Source organism: Celeribacter marinus (genome assembly GCF_965656515.1).
GTDB lineage: Bacteria > Pseudomonadota > Alphaproteobacteria > Rhodobacterales > Rhodobacteraceae > Celeribacter > Celeribacter marinus_D.
The window spans coordinates 1-18,751 of the sequence record NZ_CBFHKW010000049.1 but is presented as its reverse complement, the minus strand read 5'-3'; the positions used below and the strand labels follow the sequence as shown (position 1 = coordinate 18,751).

The following is an 18,751-nucleotide window of genomic DNA, read 5'->3' as shown; positions in this document are numbered from 1 at the left end:
TTGGCTGCGCGAGGGGGACGATAGCGGCCAAACGGTCATCCGTGCATCACGTTCCAATTTCGACGCCTCGATCCTGAGAGATGTGACGTTTTTGGGGTTTGAGACCAGTGGCAAGTTGAAATTTCGCATTGAGGCCGATCAGGCGCAAATCGAACAGGGCAATTGGATGCTCACCGATGCAAAGCACTGGGCGCTCGATGCAGGGACGCAAAACCCCGAAGCGGGCGCGACCCTACACGCGACGATGACCTTGCCCACACAGCTATCGACCGATGAAATACGCGACCGGTTTGGCAAGCCCAAAGAAGTCAATATTTGGGATCTACCCGCTTATATCTCTAAACTTGAAGCCTCCGGTTTTTCGGCGCGCTCTTATAAGATGTGGCTGCAAAGTGAACTTGCGCTACCGCTATCTTTCGTCGCCATGGTTTTGATTGCTGCGGGGCTGACGATGCGGCACACGCGTCTGGGGGGCACGGCCAAGCGGGTGTTGATCGCAATATTGCTCGCCTTCCTGTTTTTCTTTCTGCGCAACTTCGCTAGTATCCTTGGGCAAAGCGGAGAGGTTCCGATTGGCTTGGCGGCGTGGGGTGCGCCTGTGGCCGTCATCCTTGCCGCAACGGCGTTGTTATTGCATTTGGAGGACGGGTAATGGTGTCGCGCAGGGTTTTACGTGCGGCCTGTCTATCCTTGATCGGGATATCTGGCGCGGCCGTTAACATTTTGGCGCCACACGGATCAGTGGCCTACGCCCAAACGGCCCCCACAGCCACACTTGTCGCAGACTCGGTTGCGTTTGACGGGACATCGCTGCGCGCTGTCGGACATGTCGAAATATTCTATGGCGATGTGCATCTCACATCTGGTGCGATCCGCTATGACCGCGCCAGCGGGGCCTTGTCGATTGAGGGGCCGATCCGTCTGAGCGATCCTGAGGGGAAAACCGTCATCTATGCCCAAGCGGCGCAATTGGACGCCGATCTGCGCAACGGGATTTTGACCTCGGCTCGCTTGGTCATTGATCAACAGCTACAACTGGCCAGTACACAGATTGATGTCGTGGACGGGCGCTACACCCAGCTGAGCAATACCGTCACATCCGCGTGCAAGGTGTGCGCGACAAATCCTACCCCGCTATGGGAAATTCGCGCACGCAAGGTCATTCACGACAATCAAGACAGGCAAGTCTATTTCACGGATGCACAGTTTCGCGTGGCAGGTGTTCCGATCGCATATCTTCCGCAACTGCGCCTTCCCGACCCGACACTCAAACGCGCGACAGGGTTTATGATTCCAAGCTTGCACAACTCCACCACGCTCGGTTGGGGGGCTGAAATCCCTTATTTTATCAAACTTGGCGACCACCGCGATCTGACACTTGCTCCGTTCGTGTCCTCCAAGACCCGCACACTCAAACTCGGCTACCGCCAAGCCTTTGTCACCGGCGATTTGACAGTCCAGAGTGCTGTGACATCGGACGCGATATCGGACGGGCTGCGCGGGTATATATTCGCCAATGGCGCATGGGACGTTGCGGGCGGGTATACGCTTGGCGTGGATCTACGCCTGACCTCAGATATCACCTACCTTATTGATTATGATATATATTCAGGGGACAGGTTGAGATCCAACGTCACAGTGTCACGGTTTGACGCCGACAGCGGGTTTGATGCAGCTGTTATCACATCGCGCAGCTTGCGCGAATCCGAGATCGCGATCAAGGATACAATCCCCTTTGTCTTGGGGGAGGCCACCTATACCAAAAGTACCGAGTTTGACCGGCTACCAGGCACCTTGACCTATGGCTTATCGGCCTCGGGATTTTTGCGCCGCTCGGACGTGGACACGGCCCTGTCAACAACGGCGGGCGGCATGGATGTGTTGCGCTTGGGCGGGTCTTTGGGGTGGGCGCATAGCCTCACCACCCAATCGGGTGTACGGCTAAAGGCGGACGCGGGCCTTGACCTCAATCTTTATACCATTCGCCAAAACAGTGATTACGAGACGGCAACGGCACGGGTGACGCCGCAGACATCGGCCCTGATCAGCTATCCGATGGTCCGCACTACGGCAGGTGGCGCGCGCCAAATCGTCGAGCCGTTTGCACAGCTTGGGTGGGCCCAAACCTACGGCGGCGATATTCCCAACTCCGACAGCACCCTGTTGGAGCTTGATGAGGGAAACATGCTCAATCTGACCCGCTTTCCGGGATATGACCGCTCGGGATCGGGGGCAAGTTCCGCAGTGGGTCTGCGCTTCACATCTATGGCCACCACAGCGCAGTATGGCCTGACCTTGGGACGCGTCGAAGAGATCAACCCCTCGGACACCACATCCTTGCTCGGGTCTGGCGTCAACTGGGTGGTGGGCGGCTTTGCGACATTTGATACCGGCATTGACGTGGTGTCGCGCGGTATTTTTGATGCGTCTCTTGAGTTATCCTCATGGGAGACGCGGTTCGGGCTATCGCGTGACGGCTACTCTGTGTCGGGCACGCATGCCTATGGCGTAGCGGATACAGGTGCCGGACGTGAGGCCGATATCAACGAGCTGCGCCTCGAAAGCGGCGTTAAGCTGTCCTCCTATTGGAGTGCCGAGGCCGACCTGCGCCACGATCTTATTGATAATCTGACGAACTCGGCGGGTCTTGGCCTCACTTTCCAGAATGAATGCACAAAGGTGGTACTGGGTGTGTCGCATCGCTACACCGATACTGCGGCCTTAGACCCCGATACGACCTATTCGCTAAAGATCGGGTTTGGCGCCTTTGGCGATACGGGTAAACGTGCGCGCCGCAGCTGTGGCGTGATGCCATAATGAGCCGCGCAATCCGCTTGGCCCGAAAGGCGAAACGCACTAAGAAGAACCGACCGAACGACCAGAGCAAAGACATGAGGGTGAGTATGACACGCACAGTGCACGACCGCGAGAGCCACACACAGCGCCGTTTTTCACGCATGGTGATATGCGCCACACTGGCCGTTTCTCTTATGACCGCAACGTTGGCACCGCGCACGGCTGAGGCCCAAAACTTGTTTGCCCCCGTTGTGCAGGTCAATGACCAGATTATTACACGCTATGAGGTTGATCAGCGGATCAAGTTGATGACCGCGATTGGCGGGGGCGCCACGCAGAGCGTTGCACGCGAGGCTCTGATCAACGAGCGCTTACAAATCGCGGCAGCGCGCCGTGATGGCCTTGTCGCCACAGATGCAGGGATCAAAGCGGGCATCGAAGAGTTCGCCGCACGCGGTAACCTGTCGGGTGACGAATTGCTCGCCTTTCTCGCCAAGAGCGGCGTGGCCTATGAAAGCTTTCGCGACTTTGTCACGGTTGGTATCGTGTGGCGCGATTATGCCCGCGCGCGTTTTGCCTCCAAAGTTACGATCTCCGAAGCGGAAATTGACCGCGCGCTGCAACAAAACGGGCCATCTGGCGGCTTGCGGGTTTTGTTGTCTGAAATCTTCTTGCCCGCCCGCGATGCCACCGAGCGCGCAGCCTCTGAACGCCTTGCGGCCAACATCACGGCCAAGCCCACAGTAGCGGCCTTTGCCGCCGCCGCGCGCGCCTATTCCGTGGCACCAAGCAAAGACAAAAGTGGCCGCCTTGATTGGGTGCCGCTGGGCAATCTCCCCCCCGCGTTGCAATCATCCATATCATCGCTGACCACGGGCGGCATCACGGCCCCGCTACAAACCGCCAACGCCATCGGCCTGTTTCAGCTGCGCGGCCTGCAAGAGGTCGACGTTGCAACACCGACCCCCACATCGATTGAATACGCGGCCTATTACATTGCGGGCGGACGCTCAGAGGCGGCGACAACACGCGCGGCAAAAGTCGCGGCGCAAGTCGACACCTGTGATGATCTCTACGGCATAGCCAAGGGCGAGCCAGAAAGCACGCTCGAGATTGACACGCTTGCCTTTGCGGATATTCCAACCGATGTTGCGGTCGAGCTTGCCAAACTGGACACAGGCGAAATTTCGACCGCCCTCACCCGCGCCAATGGACAAACCTTGGTATTCTTGATGATGTGCGGTCGTAATTTTGCCGAAACGGGCACCGCCGACCGCGAGACTGTTCGCAACACCCTTCAGGGAAAACGCCTGACAGCCCTCGCAGACAGCTACCTGTCCGAGTTGAAGGCTGACGCGGTCATCACCTACAAATAAGGAGCACTTGCCATGACGGGCGTGCCTGCACCGATCGCATTAACCTGCGGCGAACCCGCGGGCGTTGGCCCCGAACTGGCGCTCAAAGCGGCCGCCAACCTAGAGGGGCGCGTGCCGTTCTTTTGGATCGGCGATCCGCGCCACCTGCCCCGCACCACCGACATTGTGGAGATCGATGATCCCGCCGAGGCCATGCATGTCCCCACGGGGCGCCTTGCCGTTTTGCGCCACGACTTTGCGCGCCCAACACAGGCCGGAACTCCCGATCACGCCAACGCACAAGGGGTTGTCGATGTGATTGGCCGCGCCGTGTCTCTTGTACGATCTGGTAAAGCCTCCGCCGTGTGCACCGCACCGATCAACAAGAAAGTCCTCCAAGATGGGGCTGGCTTTGCCTATCCGGGTCATACCGAATTTCTCGCACATCTGGGCGGGGTTGACCGCGTGGTGATGATGCTCGCCTGTCCACAATTGCGCGTGGTGCCAACGACGATCCATATCGCCCTCAAAGATGTGCCGGACGCGTTTACACCCGATCTTTTGGACGCAACCATCCGCATCACCGCCGCCGATCTCAAACGGTTTTGGGGCATTTCCAACCCGCGCATCGCCATTGCGGGGCTCAATCCGCACGCGGGCGAAGGTGGGGCCATGGGCCACGAAGAAGGCGATTGGATGATCCCCTTGATCACAAGCCTCAAGGCAGAAGGCTACGCGCTCAAAGGTCCGATGCCCCCCGACACGATGTTTCACGCCAAAGCCCGTGACGGCTACGATGTTGCGATTTGCGCCTACCATGACCAAGCGCTGATCCCGATCAAGACCATCGACTTTGCGGGCGGTGTCAACGTGACGCTTGGCCTGCCGTTTATCCGCACCTCTCCCGACCACGGCACCGCGTTTGATATCGCAGGCACCGGCGTGGCCGATCCCACGTCCCTAATCGCGGCGCTCGACATGGCGTGGCACATGGCGCATGCAAGCGCGAAAGGCCCAACCAAATGAGTGCCCTTGATGGACTACCAACCCTGCGCGATGTGATTGAGCAACACGACCTTGTTGCGAAGAAATCCATGGGGCAAAACTTTTTGCTCGACCTCAATCTGACGGCAAAGATCGCGCGACAAGCGGGAGATTTGAGCAAGTGTGATGTGCTTGAAATCGGTCCCGGTCCGGGTGGTTTGACGCGTGGACTTTTGGCGGAGGGCGCGCGCAAAGTCCTTGCCGTAGAGAAAGACCGCCGCGTGATGGGCGCACTTGCCGAGATTTCCGCGCATTATCCGAACCGCCTTGAGGTGATCAACGCCGACGCGCTAACGCTCAACCCGCTGGACCGTTTGACGCCGCCTGTGCGCGTTGTCTCCAACCTGCCCTATAACATCGGCACCGAGTTGCTGGTGCGGTGGTTGACGCCCAAAGAGTGGCCCCCCTATTGGACCTCGCTCACGCTGATGTTCCAAAAGGAAGTGGCCGAACGGATCGTCGCCGAGCCAGGATCAAAGAAATATGGCCGCCTCGCAATTCTGAGCCAATGGCGGGCCACCCCGCATATTGTGATGGAACTGCCCCCCGAGGCCTTTAGCCCACCGCCCAAAGTGCACTCTGCCGTGGTCCATTTCGAGGCGCTTGCCGCCCCCCGTTTTGACGCCGACCCGCAGGTGTTGGAACGTATTGTGGCCGCAGGCTTCAATCAGCGCCGCAAGATGCTACGCGCGTCCCTCAAAGGCGTTGGTGCAGATATCCAAGACCGCCTTGTGGCAGCAGGGATCAAACCCACCGACCGCGCCGAACAAGTCCCCATTGAAGGATGGTGCGCCTTGGCCCGCGAAGTGGCCAAGGGGTAAACGCGCGCGTCCCGCGCGTGCGCCACACCCTGTGCTACACGTGAACAATCAAAAACGCCCGCGCCTCCAAAGGGGCGCGGGCGTTTTGTTATGTCAGACACACCCATGGTGCATCGCGATCACGTTAAAGCTATTCAGCAGCTTCCGAGGAATCTCCACGTGGTGTCGGTGTTTGCGACTCTTCTGTGGATTGCTCAGGCTTAGGTTGACGTGGTGCGCGCGGTTTGCGCGGCGCGCGTGGGCGTTTCGGCTTTGCCTCTTGCTCAGGGGTCGCCACCAAGCCGCTGTCTTTGGCCTCACCGTCTTGCGTCTCGCGCGCGGGTGCATCGAACCCGACATCAGGTTGATCCCCTTCGCCCGCCACAGGGGCTGCGGCGTTGCGCTCATCTTGCTTGCGTTGGCGCTCTGCACGCTCTTCATCATGGCGCTTTTGACGCTCTTCGCGCTCCGCACGCTCGTCGTCGTGACGCTTTTGACGTTCTTCGCGTTCGCGCTCTTGCTGTTCACGTTGGATATCCAGCTCTTTTTGAGCCTCACCCAACATGCGCACGTAATGCTCTGCGTGTTGTTGGAAGTTTTCAGCGGCAACACGGTCATTGCTCAAATGAGCATCGCCTGCCAACTGATTGTATTTATCAATGATTTGCTGCGGCGTGCCGCGCACACGGCTCTCAGGTCCGGAGCTATCGAACACACGGTTTACAACATTACCAACAGTATTGGAACGGGTACGGTTGTTTTTTGACCGCGAGCGATTTTTCGTAGATCTCATGTATCTGCCTTTTGAGCCTAAATGCGCCGATTATGATCGGTGGCGCTTGCCATACACTTGGTGCGTCTCAAGCGCTCGGAAAAGAGCGGTGCGAGGCTACACTATTCGGGTAGGTGTGATCGGGGTCAAACGGCCCACTGAACACTCTTTCAATCACCACATACCGCCTGACTTTACAAGACGTTTTTCCACCAAAGCCATAATTTATGTTTAAATGCGCGGTATTTCGCAACGATTTAGGGGGAAATCCGCGTTATTTCTCAAAATTGCGCGGATGTGGGTTTGGCACCTGTGCGCGCACCACACGGTCGCGCCCGTCGAGATCGCGGATGACCCGCACGCCTTTGAACCCTTGTGCCAGCAACAGATCACACACCGCGCTGCCCTGTGTCGGGCCGATCTCCATCACAAGGCGTCCGCGCGGCCCGAGGTGGGCGCGCGCACCTGCGGCCAAGGCGCGGTAGGCCGTCAATCCATCCGCCTCATCGGTCAACGCCATGCGGGGCTCATGCCCCAATTCGGGCGCAAGTCCTGACATCTCGTCGTGGGCAATATACGGCGGGTTGGAGACGATCAGATCAAATGTCCCCGTGACCCCCGCAAACCAGTCCGCATGCAAAAACCGCGCCTTTGTCGCCACGCCAAGCGCCTGCGCATTGCGCGCGGCAACCTCAAGTGCTGCGGGTGAGGCATCGGTCCCGACCCCTTTTGCCAACGGCTGTTCAAGTAGCAATGTCAATAAGATAGCCCCCGACCCTACACCAAGATCAAGCACCGAAGTGAACGGCAGTGCGAGCGCCTCTTGTACAAGGATTTCGGTTTCGGGACGCGGATCTAGCACGTCAGGCGTCACGATAAAATCACGCCCGTAAAAATTGCGCCGCCCAAGAATATGCGACACAGGTTCCCGCAAAATCCGGCGATCAATCGCCGCCTCGAATGCCAGATCAACCGCACCTGATATCTCGTCGGGCATAACAAGCGTGAGGCGGTCCGAAGCAATGCCAAGCACATGCGCCATAATCACCCGCGCATCGCGCGGCGCGCCGTCTATCTGCGCCTGCACGAGCCGCTTTGTCCCCGCAATAAGAGCCGCTTGTACGGTGCGCGCAGGAGGGTGTGTCACCCTTCCATCTCCGCCAGAAGAGTGGATTGATGATCCGAAATCAGTGCCTCGATCAGCTCGTCAAGATCGCCGTTCATCACCGCGTCCAACTTGTAGAGCGTCAGGTTGATCCGGTGATCGGTCATGCGTCCCTGCGGGAAATTGTAGGTGCGAATGCGCTCGGAGCGATCGCCAGAGCCGACTTGGCTTTTGCGTGTCGCCGAGCGTTCGTCATGGAGCTTTTGGCGCTCCATATCATAGAGCCGCGCCTTGAGCACATTCATCGCAATCTCGCGGTTGCGGTGTTGCGACTTTTCAGCCGACACCACGATAATACCCGTGGGCAAGTGCGTGATCCGAACCGCCGAATCCGTGGTGTTGACGTGTTGTCCGCCCGCCCCAGACGCACGCATGGTATCAATGCGAATGTCATTGGCTTGGATATCGATATCGACGTCTTTGGCCTCGGGCAAAACCGCGACTGTCGCCGCAGATGTATGCACGCGCCCCTGACTTTCGGTTTCTGGAACACGCTGCACACGGTGAACGCCGCTCTCGAATTTGAGGCGAGCGAAGACGCCGGCCCCTTGCACGTTGGCGGTGACGGATTTAATGCCGCCAACCTCGCCCTCCTGCATCTCGATGATCTCAAATGTCCAGCGCTGCGCCTCGGCGTAGCGTTGATACATCCGCAACAAATCCCCCGCGAACAGTGCGGCCTCATCACCACCTGTCCCAGGTCGGATTTCCAAGATCGCCGATCCGTTGTCCGCCGCATCTTTGGGCAAAAGCGCAAGTTGAAGCGCCTCTTCGGCGGCTGGAATCTGCTCTTTGAGCGCGGGGATTTCCTCCTCCGCCAACTCTTTCATATCGGGATCGGCCAGCATGACCTGTGCCTCGTCAAGATCGGCCAACAGCCCTTGGTAGGCGCGGACCTGTTCGACAACGGGGCGCAATTCGGAATATTCGCGGCCAAGGGCGGCAATATCGCCCTCGCCTTGTGACATCGCGGCCTCAAGGTATTCGAAACGCTGGATGATCTGGTATAATCTGTCTTGTGGTATCATGGCGAGATGTGTTGCCTGCGAACGCCTGTGCGGTCAAGTGGTTTCACCCTAAACACTATCATAAGCCCGCCGCCGCGCGCCATGCGGCGATCCGTGCCGCGTTCACGCCCATGTCGCTAGAGCCAAAGCGCAGTCGCGCAAGGATTGCAACATCGGCACCCTGCCCGTCTTGCCCTGCGCGCGCCTCAAAGGTGGTGAAATCGGGAAATCCCCAGAGTTTGGAGCGCGTCATGTAGGTCATGCGCCCCTCTTCAATCGATCCGGCGATCAAACGTGTGCGCGCGGTCGCCTCGGCCACACGCGCCAAACGCGTGAGCACCTGCGAGGGGGCTATATCGGCTTGAAAAGCATCCCGTGCACCGCCCGGCGCAGGGTCGGCGGCCACAAACGGATCAATGTGCCACCGCGCCGCATCTGTGGGCGCCAATCGAATGTAACCGACAAGCAACGCTAAAGCTCCAAGGCCGCTTAATAGCAACAATTTCATGTTACGCTCCTATCGTTGCGCGTCAGGCTCGCACAGGCGCACCCAAAGGTCCACACGAACAGCGCGTTAGGCCTGCGCAGCCTTTTCCTCAAGGGCCAACCATTCCTCTTCGGCATCCGATAGCGCGTTGTGACGTTCGATCAGCATGTCGGAGGCTTTGGCAAACTTCACCGGTTCGCGCGTAAACAAATCGGCGTCAGACATCAGCTCGCCCAGCTTGGCAATTTCCGCCTCAATCCGTGCGATTTCAGCGGGCAAGACCTCTAGGCGATGCTTTTCGGTAAATGAAAGGCCCGCGTCCTTGGACGATGGGGCCGCGTTCGCTTTGGACGATGATTTCGATGCGGATTTTGTCTCGGCCTTTGCCACGCTGCGATCGCCGCGTTGGCGAATGTAGTCGGACCACCCACCCGGATAGACAGTCGCCTCGCCATTGCCCTCCATCGCAATGGTTTGGGTCGCCACGCGGTCGATAAAGTCACGGTCGTGCGAGACCAACAAAACCGTGCCCTCAAAATCGGTGAGCAACTCTTGCAACAGATCGAGCGTTTCAATGTCGAGATCGTTGGTCGGCTCATCGAGAACCAAAAGGTTCGACGGCGCAGCCATGATTTTGGCCAAGAGCAAGCGGGCTTTTTCACCCCCGGATAAGGACGCCACGGGCGCGCGCGCTTGGGCCTCATTGAACAAGAACTCTTTGAGGTAGCCCACAACATGCTTGGGCGTGCCGCGCACCATGATCTGATCGGCTTTGCCCGAAACCCGCATATCCTTGTCTGAGGTCATCGCCTCCCACAAAGACAAATCTTCGCGCAGGTTTGAACGGGTCTGATCAAACACTGCCATATCCAGTTTGGTGCCGCGCTTGATCGTACCAGAATCCGGTTCCAATTCGCCCGTCAACATTTTGAGCAGGGTTGTTTTGCCGATGCCATTTGGACCGACAAAGGCAATGCGATCCCCTCGGCCAACCTTGATCGAGAAATCGCGCAGCAACGTGCGCTCGCCAAAGGCTTTTGAAATCCCTTCGGCCTCAATGACGCGCTTGCCAGAGGTCTCAGACACTTCCAATTCCATCGCCGCCGTCCCTTGGCGTTTGATCTGGCCCGCCTTGGTCTCGCGCAATTCAGCGAGGGCGCGCACGCGGCCTTGGTTGCGTTTGCGGCGGGCGGAAATACCCTCGACGGCCCAACGGGCCTCGGCCTTGATCTTGCGGTTTAGCTTGTGGCGCTCTTGGTCCTCTTCGTCCCAAATCTTGTCGCGCCATTCCTCGAACTGGGAAAATCCCTGTTCTTGGCGGCGCACGGCACCACGGTCGATCCACAATGTGGCACGGGTTAGCGCATTGAGAAAGGCACGGTCGTGCGAAATCAGAACATACGCAGTCTTTGTCGTCTTTAGCTCGTTTTCAAGCCACGCAATCGCCTCGATATCGAGGTGGTTGGTCGGCTCGTCGAGTAACATGAGTTCAGGCGCTTCGGCCAAAAGCTTGGCCAGAGCAGCGCGGCGGCGCTCCCCACCCGATGCGGTCGCGATCAAGCCATCCGGATTGAATTTCAACCCTTCGGCGACCATGTCGACCTTATAAGTCTCGGCGGGGTCCAACCCCGAAGCGGCAAATTCACCCAAGGTTTCGAACCCGTCCATTTTCGGGTCTTGGTCCATGTAGCCCACGGAAGTCGCAGGCCCAAGGACGCGTGAGCCGCTATCGGCCTCAACCAGACCCGCCATCACCTTCATCAAGGTGGACTTGCCCGAGCCATTCCGGCCAACAAGCGCGACACGGTCGCCCTCTTGGACAACGAGGCTAAGCCCCGCAAATACGGGATCACCGCCGAATGTCAGCGAGATGTCGGAGATCTGGAGAAGGGGTGCACGTGCCATGCGCAAACCGCTAGCCGCGCCCGCGAGAAAGGTCAACCTGCCACGACACGCATAACGCCGATGGGACGCAAATAATCACATAGCGACCGCGCGCAGCAGTCTTTTGCGGGCATCGGGAATCGACGCGATTTCAACGCCCGTAAACACATGCATCGTGCCCAACTGACGATCCACCACCGCGTGATCGGATACCCAGCCGCCCATCATCAGGTAGGTTTTGAGCAAGGGCGGCATGGCCCGCGCCGCACGTTTGGCATTCGGCTTGCGGCGCAAACGGGCGGCGAATTTGAACACATTGGGAGCTTTGATCTTTGGCAACCAGTGTTTGGGGCCGATATGGCGGTGTTTGAGCATGGCCAAGGCATCGCCGTGCACCATCCAATCCGTCCCCTCAAAGCTCGAGCACCCGAACAGAAGATCAATACCGCTTGCGTCGACATAGGCGGTCATCGCGGCCCATGCGATGCGCAACACATCGGCGTCTTGCCAGTCGGGGTGAATGCAAAAACGCCCCACCTCCATCATACGACCCTCATAGCGCGCAAGGGCGTCTAGGTCATAATACTGGGCGCAGTAACTGCGCGACAGATCACCACCGCACTGAAAGTCCTGAAAGCGGTAAGTACACACAAGCTGCCCCGTTTTGCGCTCTTCGATCAGAACATGACGGCACAGGGTATCAAAATCGTCGCGGTCCAATCCGCTACCTGACCCGCGTTGCCCGCGCGCCGTTACAAACGCGAGGTATCTCAAGCGCTGTGCGGCCTCGACATCCGCAGACGTGGCGGCAAAGCGCACAGTGAAACGCCCTTTGCGCGCAGAGATTGCTGGAAATACGGCCGCAAACATGGCGAAACACGCCCTCACTGATTGGCACGCACGGCACGCGCGCGGCATGGATCACTATGTGCCCGCACACTATCACACGCAAGTGTCACGTTCATATGACACCACTTAGGTGAAATGCCCCTTGCCCGCCAGACCGCGCGCCATATCTTTAGACCAACCACATGAGGGAGACGAATATGACTAAAGTCACCAAAACCGCCGCACAATGGCGTGAAGAGTTGGATGCAGAGACCTACCGCGTCACCCGCGAACACGGAACCGAACGCCCATACTCTCACGAAGGCTTCCCAAAAGAGCCGGGGATATTCACCTGTGCCTGTTGCGGTGCGGCCCTGTTCACCCAAGAGACCAAATATGAAAGCCATTGTGGCTGGCCCGCGTTTTACGCCCCCAAAAGCGATGCGCCCATTGGCGAGACGCGCGACACCACCCACGGCATGATCCGCACCGAGGTGCATTGCGACGATTGTGGCGCCCATCTGGGCCATGTGTTCGATGACGGCCCACAGCCCACGGGACAACGCTATTGCATCAACGGCGTATCGATCCGCTTTCATCCCAGTGACAACACCGCGAAAGCCTAAATAAAAAAGATCGCGGCCACATGAGGGCCGCGATCTTTTTCAGGATCAATTTGGAGCGCTATTGCAGCAATGAGCTGGTATCGATCCGGCCAAGGTTGCCGAACAACTGCTGAAGGAACGTCACACCGCGCGTATTCGCGGTTGTCACACGCCGCGACAAGGCCACGACACGGCCGTCAGACAGGCCAAACCGTTCAACATTGCTCACGACACCTTTTGCGTCGAATGAGATTGCTACGACCTGACGGTCAATTTCTTTTGGCGCAAACGCACCAAGGGTCTGAAACTGTGAGCGCACGTAATACCACCCTGTGGCATCCAAAAGCCCTTCGGCACTTGGGCGACCAATAGAACTTGCCACCGTCTGCATCGTGTCTGTCCCAACCGTGACCTGGTCCAACTCGGCCTCTGATGGCACATAGCCGTGATTGCGGGTCTGGGCCACACAGGCGCTCAATACGGCAATGGCCGCGACCGCAACACATGCGCGGATCAGACGTGTCATGGAAATGTGATCTGGACGCTTATACATATGCCCTCGTGCCTCTTCGCTCTTGTAATGCGCGAACGCGCCTCATATTCGGCTTATAGAAACACCGCCGAACGATCAAGGAGGCTTCACATGTCTAAAACCGGACTGACACATTGGGGGGTGCCTGTGCGCCTGAGCGATCTGAGTGCTTCACGGCCCCATAAATTCAAACTGGACCCCACGGCGGAGCATATGCAAAGCGTGGCGGATACGCTTGGGCTTGACGGATTGCGAAAGCTGCGCTTTAGCGGCACCCTCACCCCGATTGGCAAAAGCGATTGGCATCTCACGGGCGAGATCGGCGCAACCGTCACCCAACCCTGTGTGGCCACATTGCATCCCGTGGTGACGCGCCTCGACGAGCCTGTGGAGCGCAGCTACCTGTCGCACCTCACCGAGATGGAGGGCGACGAGACCGCCGAGGGCGATTCAGAAATCGAAATGCCCGAGGATGACACCCGCGAAGCCCTACCGGCGGAGTTGTCTCTCACGGACGTGGCGATTGAGGCGCTGGCTCTTGCATTGCCCGCATATCCGCGTGCAGAAGGTGCACAACTTGTCCGTACCCAATTCACCGAAAGCGGCAAAGACGCCCTGACGGATGATGACGTAAAGCCCTTTGCCGGCCTCAAAGCACTGCGTGACAAGCTGGAAAAAGACGACTAGAAGGACCAAAGAAAGTCCCGTGAACAAAGGGGTTGCAACATACACGATTCCGAGTATGTTCCCGGCCTCGTTTACGTGAACGATTTTCGCTTGCGGCGCAGCCAATGCGCAGCGCCCGCGAGGATCGCGAACTGGGCCAACTGGCCCGCGAACACTGGGCCTTTTGGTCCGCTCATGAGGGGCCGAATGGTCCGCAAATCGGGGCAATCGCCCCCATCTACCGAGGTTGTGACATGGCTGTCCCCAAAAGTAAGATTACTGGTTCCCGTCGCGGCATGCGTCGTTCGCATGATGCACTGGTTGCAAGTAACCCCACCGAATGTCCGTCTTGCGGCGAGCTCAAGCGTCCCCACCACGTGTGTGGCGCATGTGGCACTTACGCAGACCGTGAAGTAATTGCACAAGCCGACGAGATCGATCTCGACGACGACGCAGCATAAGCACCTTTTGGTGCCGACCCGATGAGCGACCAACCCACATCGCCCCTTCCCTCCTCCTCACCGGCCCTTGCGGCAGCTGATGGCGAAGCCAAAGGACGTTTGGGTGTTCTCATCGGGACAAAAGTCACGCTCTCCATCGATGCGATGGGAGGGGATAGCGGACCGGCGGCAGTAGTCGCCGGTATTTCGCGTTCTGCCGCCAAGAATGCGAACCTGAACTTTATCGTTCACGGCGACGAGGCGGAGCTGACCAAACTGCTCAAAAAGCGAAAAAACCTAAAAAATCGCGTTGAAATCCGCGCCACCACGGGCGTTGTGACGATGGGTGAAAAACCCTCCATGGCGATGCGGCGTACGGATACCTCCATGCGCTCGGCCATTGATGCTGTGCGCGATGGCGAGGCTCAGGCGGTTGTCTCGTGCGGCAATACCGGTGCGCTCATGGCGACATCTATGATCCGACTGCGTAAGTTGGAGGGGGTAAATCGCCCCGCGATTGCCTGTCTTTGGCCCTCTCGCAATGCGGGCGGGTTCAACGTCATGCTTGATGTGGGTGCCGATATTCGCGCCGATCAACAAGATTTGCTCCAATATGCCATGATGGGCGCATCCTACGCGCGCAATGGTCTTGGCCTTGAGCGTCCGCGCGTGGGCCTGTTGAACGTTGGCACCGAAGAGCACAAAGGCCGCGCAGAACTCAAAGTGGCCCACGAGATGATCGAAAAAGCTGCGGGCATCGGGTCTTACGAATACGTGGGATTCGTTGAAGGTGGCGATATTCCGTCCGATAAGGTTGATGTGATCGTCACGGACGGGTTCACGGGCAATGTGGCACTTAAAACGGGCGAAGGCACCGCGAAATTCGTCGGCGACTCACTCAAAACCGCATTCAAAGCCACGCCGTTGTCACGGATTGCCGCCCTGCTCGCGCTCACCTCGCTGCGCCGTTTGCAAAAGCGAATCGACCCGCGCCGCGTGAACGGCGGTGTGTTTTTGGGCCTCAAAGGCGCGGTTGTGAAATCTCACGGGTCGGCGGATGCCACAGGCGTGTCTGCCGCAATCAAACTTGCGTATGAATTGGCCGCGACCGGATTTACCGATCGATTGGCCGCACGGGTTGCATCTGCTGCAGCCTCAACGCAAACTGACGACCAACCATAAAAACAAGAACGAGAGTAGCGCGCATGACGGTTCGGGCAGTTGTAAAAGGCGTTGGCCACTATCTTCCGACACGCGTTGTGGAAAACGCCGAGTTCGAAAGAACGCTCGACACCACAGACGAATGGATTCGCACGCGCAGCGGCATTGAACGCCGCCATTTTGCCGCCGAGGGCGAAACCACATCTATGATGGGGGCCGAAGCGGCGAAAAACGCGCTCATCGATGCGGGGCTCACGGTTGCGGACATTGACGCGGTGATCGTCGCCACGTCCACCCCCGACCTCACCTTTCCCTCGGTGGCCACGATGGTCCAAAACGAATTGGGCATGCGACAAGGTTTTGCCTTTGACGTTCAAGCGGTCTGTGCCGGTTTCATCTTTGCGCTGTCCAATGCCAACGCTCAGATCGTTTCGGGTCAGGCCAAACGCATCCTTGTGATTGGTGCCGAAACCTTTTCGCGCATCATGGACTGGGAGGATCGCGGCACCTGCGTGTTGTTCGGTGATGGTGCGGGCGCCTTGGTTCTCGAGGCCCAAGAGGGCACGGGTACAAGTGCGGATCGCGGTATTTTGTCGACCGACCTCAATTCAGATGGCGCCTACCGCGAGATGTTGTTCGTTGATGGCGGTGTATCCACCACAGGCACCTCCGGAAAATTGCGGATGCAGGGCAACGCCTTGTTCCGCCAAGCCGTGCAGAAACTGGCCTCGACCGCCGAAACGGCCTTGGATCGTGCGGGCATCGCCCCCCAAGACGTCGATTGGGTCGTCCCGCATCAGGCCAATATCCGCATCATCGAAGGCACGGCGAAAAAGCTTGGCCTGCCGATGGAAAAAGTCGTGGTGACGGTCCAAGATCACGGCAATACCTCCGCCGCCTCGATCCCGCTTGCCATGTCCGTTGGCAAAGCCCGCGGTCAGATCAAACAGGGTGATTTGTGTGTGGCCGAAGCCATCGGTGGCGGCCTCGCGTGGGGCGCTGTCGTGTTGCGCTGGTAGCACACCACCACCAACACATCAGCCGCAGCGTCTAAAATATTCGCAAAACATCGCCTGCGCTGCACTGCGCAAGTCATTGATATTGACGGACGGTTCGTGACCTGCCAGTGTCAGGAAAACAACCTCGGGGGAGAGTTATGAGCAAAACTTTGACACGTATGGATCTGAGCGAAGCTGTCTTTCGCGAAGTTGGCCTGAGCCGCAACGAATCTGCGCAACTGGTCGAGAGCGTGTTGCAACACATGTCCGATGCATTGGTCAAAGGCCAATCTGTCAAAATTTCGTCGTTTGGAACCTTTTCCGTGCGTGCAAAATCCGAGCGCATTGGCCGCAACCCAAAGACTGGCGATGAGGCACCGATCCCTGCGCGCCGCGTGTTGACCTTTCGTCCCTCGCATCTGATGAAAGATCGCGTCGCCGCAGGCAACAAGCGCTAAGGCTCGGAATTCCCATGCAAAAATCGCCTGACGCCTTTCGCACGATTAGCGAAGTCGCAGATTGGCTTGACACGCCCGCGCATGTCTTGCGGTTCTGGGAAAGTCGGTTCACACAGATTAAACCCGTGAAACGTGCAGGTGGGCGGCGGTATTATCGGCCTGCCGACATGTCCCTGCTTGGCGGTATCAAAAAGCTGTTGCATGACGATGGAATGACCATTCGTGGCGTGCAAAAGCTGCTGCGTGAACATGGTGTTAAACATATCTCCGCGATGTCGCCGGAGATCGAAGGCTACACACCAGACGCCGTTGACGCGTCCGAATCTGATGTGATTGCGCCCGCGCCAATGGCGCTTGATGTGCCACAAGCCCCCGAAAATACCGAGACGACCCCAACAGTGGTGCCCTTTTCGCGCGCAAACGATCCAATTTTAGCGCCAGACACGTCCACTACGGCCCCGATCGAGACCCTGCTCGGCGCACCGATGAGCGTGTCTGATACACAGGGTGAGGCCATTGGCGACGACGAGGACGCGGCCATCACCGATGCGCCCGCTGACAGCCCTGCCGAGAGTGACGAGGCCGAGCAGGGTGAAGTCGACGCAGTCGCGCCCATAGACAATCAAATCAGCCTGTTTGACTTTGATCCCGTGGCGGATGACATTGAGGATGAAATCTCCTTGGTCAGTGAGCCAGACCCTGTTCTAGATCCTGCGCCCGAGGTTGATCACGACGAGATCGAAACGCCCGCAGTATTTGAGCCAACGGATGCCGTGCCCGTGGCCAAAGAGGATGTCATAGCATCCGAGCCGCGCCCGCCCGCGCCGACACACGCGCCAACACATGAGCCTCTATCCGCAATTTCAGCCGTGTTGGAGAAAGCGGACCCCTATCGCACAGACCGCGCGGACCGCAATGAACCGGCGATTGCGCCAGACGCCCCCACGCCTCTCGCAGATTTTGAGCCAGAAACCGATCCGATCGCGCCCAATACTGACGCGGCAGATGCCACGCCAGTGGATGCCCCTGACGCCTTTGCGCCAATAGATCCCGTTGACGTCCCATCATTGATAGAACCGCCAATTGATTTGCCCGACGATCTGTTGGACTCCGAGGGTGTCACGCATGCAGCGGTGCACCGCTCGCGCGTAGCCCTTGGTGCCGTCGATCCTACCGTTTTGGCATCCCTGTTGGAGCGCGCACAGGCGTTACGCGCGCGCCTTGATCACGCTGAGTAACGCCGAGCCGATAAATCTTTGCCTCACCTGAGAATTCGGGCATTTCACCCTTGCTCCTGTCGCCAAAATCCTTATGAAAGTCCCAGTTCGGGCTATAGCGCAGCCTGGTAGCGCGTCCGTCTGGGGGACGGAAGGTCGCAGGTTCGAGTCCTGCTAGCCCGACCACTAAACCCTCAAAACCGCCCGTCAGCATGGCTCTAAGCCTTTGCTTGCGGGCGGTTTTGCGTTAAGCGGTGTAAAACCGTATCGGGGGACGTGACATGGGTGTTTTGGCTGATAGTGCAATTCGCGAGATGATCGACAGCGGGGCCATTCGCGCCACTGTGCCGGTGATCGACGCTCAGGTGCAACCTGCGTCTCTTGATTTGCGATTGGGCAACCGCGCATGGCGGGTACGCGCCTCGTTCCTCACTGGCGACCAACGCACGGTCCATGACCGGCTTTCTGAATTCGAAATGCATCAGATCGACCTTACGGACGGCGCTGTCCTTGAAAAGGGCTGTGTTTATGTCGTG

Annotated in this window: 20 protein-coding genes and 1 tRNA gene; 14 read left to right on the top strand and 7 right to left on the bottom strand. The window is 58.4% G+C overall.

Translation table 11 applies throughout. The features are described from left to right. From ACTG34_RS10755 to rsmA, 5 genes are all read left to right on the top strand, one after another. Positions 1–652 (top strand): LptF/LptG family permease (locus tag ACTG34_RS10755; RefSeq protein WP_439104923.1); only part of this gene is annotated, 652 nt, incomplete at its 5' end. Beyond that, entirely contained in the window at positions 652–2,817 is a 2,166-nt protein-coding gene (locus ACTG34_RS10750; protein WP_439104922.1) for an LPS-assembly protein LptD, read from the top strand. The genes ACTG34_RS10755 and ACTG34_RS10750, both read left to right, overlap by 1 nt. 86 nt (positions 2,818–2,903) lie before the next feature. Continuing rightward, the gene (locus ACTG34_RS10745) at positions 2,904–4,172 is read left to right on the top strand and encodes a peptidylprolyl isomerase (RefSeq protein ID WP_439104921.1); all 1,269 of its coding nucleotides are present in this window, start codon (positions 2,904–2,906) and stop codon (positions 4,170–4,172) included. A 21-nt stretch (positions 4,173–4,193) separates the two neighbouring features. Further along, positions 4,194–5,177: a 4-hydroxythreonine-4-phosphate dehydrogenase PdxA gene (pdxA, locus tag ACTG34_RS10740; protein WP_439104924.1), complete on the top strand. Its 984-nt coding sequence runs from the start codon at positions 4,194–4,196 to the stop codon at positions 5,175–5,177. Next, positions 5,174–6,016 (top strand): 16S rRNA (adenine(1518)-N(6)/adenine(1519)-N(6))-dimethyltransferase RsmA, encoded by an 843-nt coding sequence (rsmA, locus tag ACTG34_RS10735; protein WP_439104920.1) that lies wholly within the window; start codon positions 5,174–5,176, stop codon positions 6,014–6,016. The genes pdxA and rsmA overlap by 4 nt, the downstream gene beginning before the upstream one ends. Before the next feature lie 130 nt (positions 6,017–6,146). Here rsmA and ACTG34_RS10730 read toward each other — a convergent pair whose 3' ends face one another. The 6 genes from ACTG34_RS10730 to ACTG34_RS10705 all read right to left on the bottom strand — a co-directional run bounded on the left by ACTG34_RS10730 (position 6,147) and on the right by ACTG34_RS10705 (position 12,180). Continuing rightward, positions 6,147–6,788 (bottom strand): DUF4167 domain-containing protein, encoded by a 642-nt coding sequence (locus tag ACTG34_RS10730; protein ID WP_439104919.1) that lies wholly within the window; start codon positions 6,786–6,788, stop codon positions 6,147–6,149. A gap of 253 nt (positions 6,789–7,041) precedes the next feature. Then, positions 7,042–7,914 (bottom strand): peptide chain release factor N(5)-glutamine methyltransferase, encoded by an 873-nt coding sequence (gene prmC / locus ACTG34_RS10725; RefSeq protein ID WP_439104918.1) that lies wholly within the window; start codon positions 7,912–7,914, stop codon positions 7,042–7,044. Then, positions 7,911–8,960 (bottom strand): peptide chain release factor 1, encoded by a 1,050-nt coding sequence (prfA, locus tag ACTG34_RS10720; RefSeq protein ID WP_439104917.1) that lies wholly within the window; start codon positions 8,958–8,960, stop codon positions 7,911–7,913. Before prfA ends, prmC begins: the two co-directional genes overlap by 4 nt. 58 nt (positions 8,961–9,018) lie before the next feature. Then, positions 9,019–9,447, bottom strand: a complete 429-nt coding sequence (locus ACTG34_RS10715; RefSeq protein ID WP_439104916.1) for a DUF1499 domain-containing protein — start codon at positions 9,445–9,447, stop codon at positions 9,019–9,021. Positions 9,448–9,513: 66 nt separating this feature from the next. Further along, positions 9,514–11,331 carry an ABC-F family ATP-binding cassette domain-containing protein gene (locus ACTG34_RS10710; RefSeq protein WP_439104915.1) on the bottom strand — a complete coding sequence of 606 codons (1,818 nt, stop codon included), beginning with the start codon at positions 11,329–11,331 and terminating at the stop codon, positions 9,514–9,516. A gap of 75 nt (positions 11,332–11,406) precedes the next feature. Continuing rightward, entirely contained in the window at positions 11,407–12,180 is a 774-nt protein-coding gene (locus ACTG34_RS10705; protein ID WP_439104914.1) for a GNAT family N-acetyltransferase, read from the bottom strand. Positions 12,181–12,356: 176 nt separating this feature from the next. On the opposite strand from ACTG34_RS10705, the gene msrB reads away from it, so the two are divergent. After that, positions 12,357–12,764: a peptide-methionine (R)-S-oxide reductase MsrB gene (msrB, locus tag ACTG34_RS10700; RefSeq protein WP_439104913.1), complete on the top strand. Its 408-nt coding sequence runs from the start codon at positions 12,357–12,359 to the stop codon at positions 12,762–12,764. Positions 12,765–12,822: 58 nt separating this feature from the next. Here the strand turns inward: msrB and ACTG34_RS10695 are convergent, their stop codons facing one another. Next, positions 12,823–13,296: an outer membrane protein assembly factor BamE gene (locus ACTG34_RS10695; protein ID WP_439104912.1), complete on the bottom strand. Its 474-nt coding sequence runs from the start codon at positions 13,294–13,296 to the stop codon at positions 12,823–12,825. Positions 13,297–13,386: 90 nt separating this feature from the next. Between ACTG34_RS10695 and ACTG34_RS10690 the strand changes: the two genes are divergently transcribed. The 8 genes from ACTG34_RS10690 to ACTG34_RS10655 form a co-directional block, all read left to right on the top strand. Beyond that, positions 13,387–13,962, top strand: coding sequence for a YceD family protein (locus ACTG34_RS10690; RefSeq protein WP_439104911.1), 576 nt, complete (start codon positions 13,387–13,389; stop codon positions 13,960–13,962). A gap of 233 nt (positions 13,963–14,195) precedes the next feature. Then, positions 14,196–14,402: a 50S ribosomal protein L32 gene (rpmF, locus tag ACTG34_RS10685; RefSeq protein WP_074906205.1), complete on the top strand. Its 207-nt coding sequence runs from the start codon at positions 14,196–14,198 to the stop codon at positions 14,400–14,402. Positions 14,403–14,423: 21 nt separating this feature from the next. Then, on the top strand, positions 14,424–15,563 hold the full coding sequence (plsX, locus tag ACTG34_RS10680; RefSeq protein ID WP_439104910.1) for a phosphate acyltransferase PlsX: 1,140 nt from the start codon (positions 14,424–14,426) through the stop codon (positions 15,561–15,563). Positions 15,564–15,586: 23 nt separating this feature from the next. Continuing rightward, on the top strand, positions 15,587–16,561 hold the full coding sequence (locus ACTG34_RS10675; protein WP_439104909.1) for a beta-ketoacyl-ACP synthase III: 975 nt from the start codon (positions 15,587–15,589) through the stop codon (positions 16,559–16,561). Between the two features lie 137 nt (positions 16,562–16,698). Continuing rightward, positions 16,699–16,998, top strand: coding sequence for an integration host factor subunit alpha (gene ihfA / locus ACTG34_RS10670; RefSeq protein ID WP_439104908.1), 300 nt, complete (start codon positions 16,699–16,701; stop codon positions 16,996–16,998). A 14-nt stretch (positions 16,999–17,012) separates the two neighbouring features. Continuing rightward, a complete protein-coding gene (locus tag ACTG34_RS10665; RefSeq protein ID WP_439104907.1) occupies positions 17,013–18,236 on the top strand; it encodes a MerR family transcriptional regulator in 1,224 nt (407 codons plus the stop codon). A gap of 88 nt (positions 18,237–18,324) precedes the next feature. Further along, positions 18,325–18,401: transfer RNA gene (locus tag ACTG34_RS10660), tRNA-Pro, on the top strand. A gap of 95 nt (positions 18,402–18,496) precedes the next feature. Beyond that, on the top strand, positions 18,497–18,751 hold a 255-nt coding region (locus ACTG34_RS10655), incomplete at its 3' end, for a 2'-deoxycytidine 5'-triphosphate deaminase domain-containing protein (RefSeq protein ID WP_439104906.1).

Coding starts and splice junctions, on each gene's coding strand:
- ACTG34_RS10750 (WP_439104922.1), top strand. CDS start 652: ATGGTGTCGCGCAGGGTTTTACGTGCGGCCTGTCTATCCTTGATCGGG.
- ACTG34_RS10745 (WP_439104921.1), top strand. CDS start 2,904: ATGACACGCACAGTGCACGACCGCGAGAGCCACACACAGCGCCGTTTT.
- rsmA (WP_439104920.1), top strand. CDS start 5,174: ATGAGTGCCCTTGATGGACTACCAACCCTGCGCGATGTGATTGAGCAA.
- ACTG34_RS10730 (WP_439104919.1), bottom strand. CDS start 6,788: ATGAGATCTACGAAAAATCGCTCGCGGTCAAAAAACAACCGTACCCGT.
- prfA (WP_439104917.1), bottom strand. CDS start 8,960: ATGATACCACAAGACAGATTATACCAGATCATCCAGCGTTTCGAATAC.
- ACTG34_RS10715 (WP_439104916.1), bottom strand. CDS start 9,447: ATGAAATTGTTGCTATTAAGCGGCCTTGGAGCTTTAGCGTTGCTTGTC.
- ACTG34_RS10710 (WP_439104915.1), bottom strand. CDS start 11,331: ATGGCACGTGCACCCCTTCTCCAGATCTCCGACATCTCGCTGACATTC.
- ACTG34_RS10705 (WP_439104914.1), bottom strand. CDS start 12,180: ATGTTTGCGGCCGTATTTCCAGCAATCTCTGCGCGCAAAGGGCGTTTC.
- msrB (WP_439104913.1), top strand. CDS start 12,357: ATGACTAAAGTCACCAAAACCGCCGCACAATGGCGTGAAGAGTTGGAT.
- ACTG34_RS10695 (WP_439104912.1), bottom strand. CDS start 13,296: ATGTATAAGCGTCCAGATCACATTTCCATGACACGTCTGATCCGCGCA.
- ACTG34_RS10690 (WP_439104911.1), top strand. CDS start 13,387: ATGTCTAAAACCGGACTGACACATTGGGGGGTGCCTGTGCGCCTGAGC.
- rpmF (WP_074906205.1), top strand. CDS start 14,196: ATGGCTGTCCCCAAAAGTAAGATTACTGGTTCCCGTCGCGGCATGCGT.
- plsX (WP_439104910.1), top strand. CDS start 14,424: ATGAGCGACCAACCCACATCGCCCCTTCCCTCCTCCTCACCGGCCCTT.
- ACTG34_RS10675 (WP_439104909.1), top strand. CDS start 15,587: ATGACGGTTCGGGCAGTTGTAAAAGGCGTTGGCCACTATCTTCCGACA.
- ihfA (WP_439104908.1), top strand. CDS start 16,699: ATGAGCAAAACTTTGACACGTATGGATCTGAGCGAAGCTGTCTTTCGC.
- ACTG34_RS10665 (WP_439104907.1), top strand. CDS start 17,013: ATGCAAAAATCGCCTGACGCCTTTCGCACGATTAGCGAAGTCGCAGAT.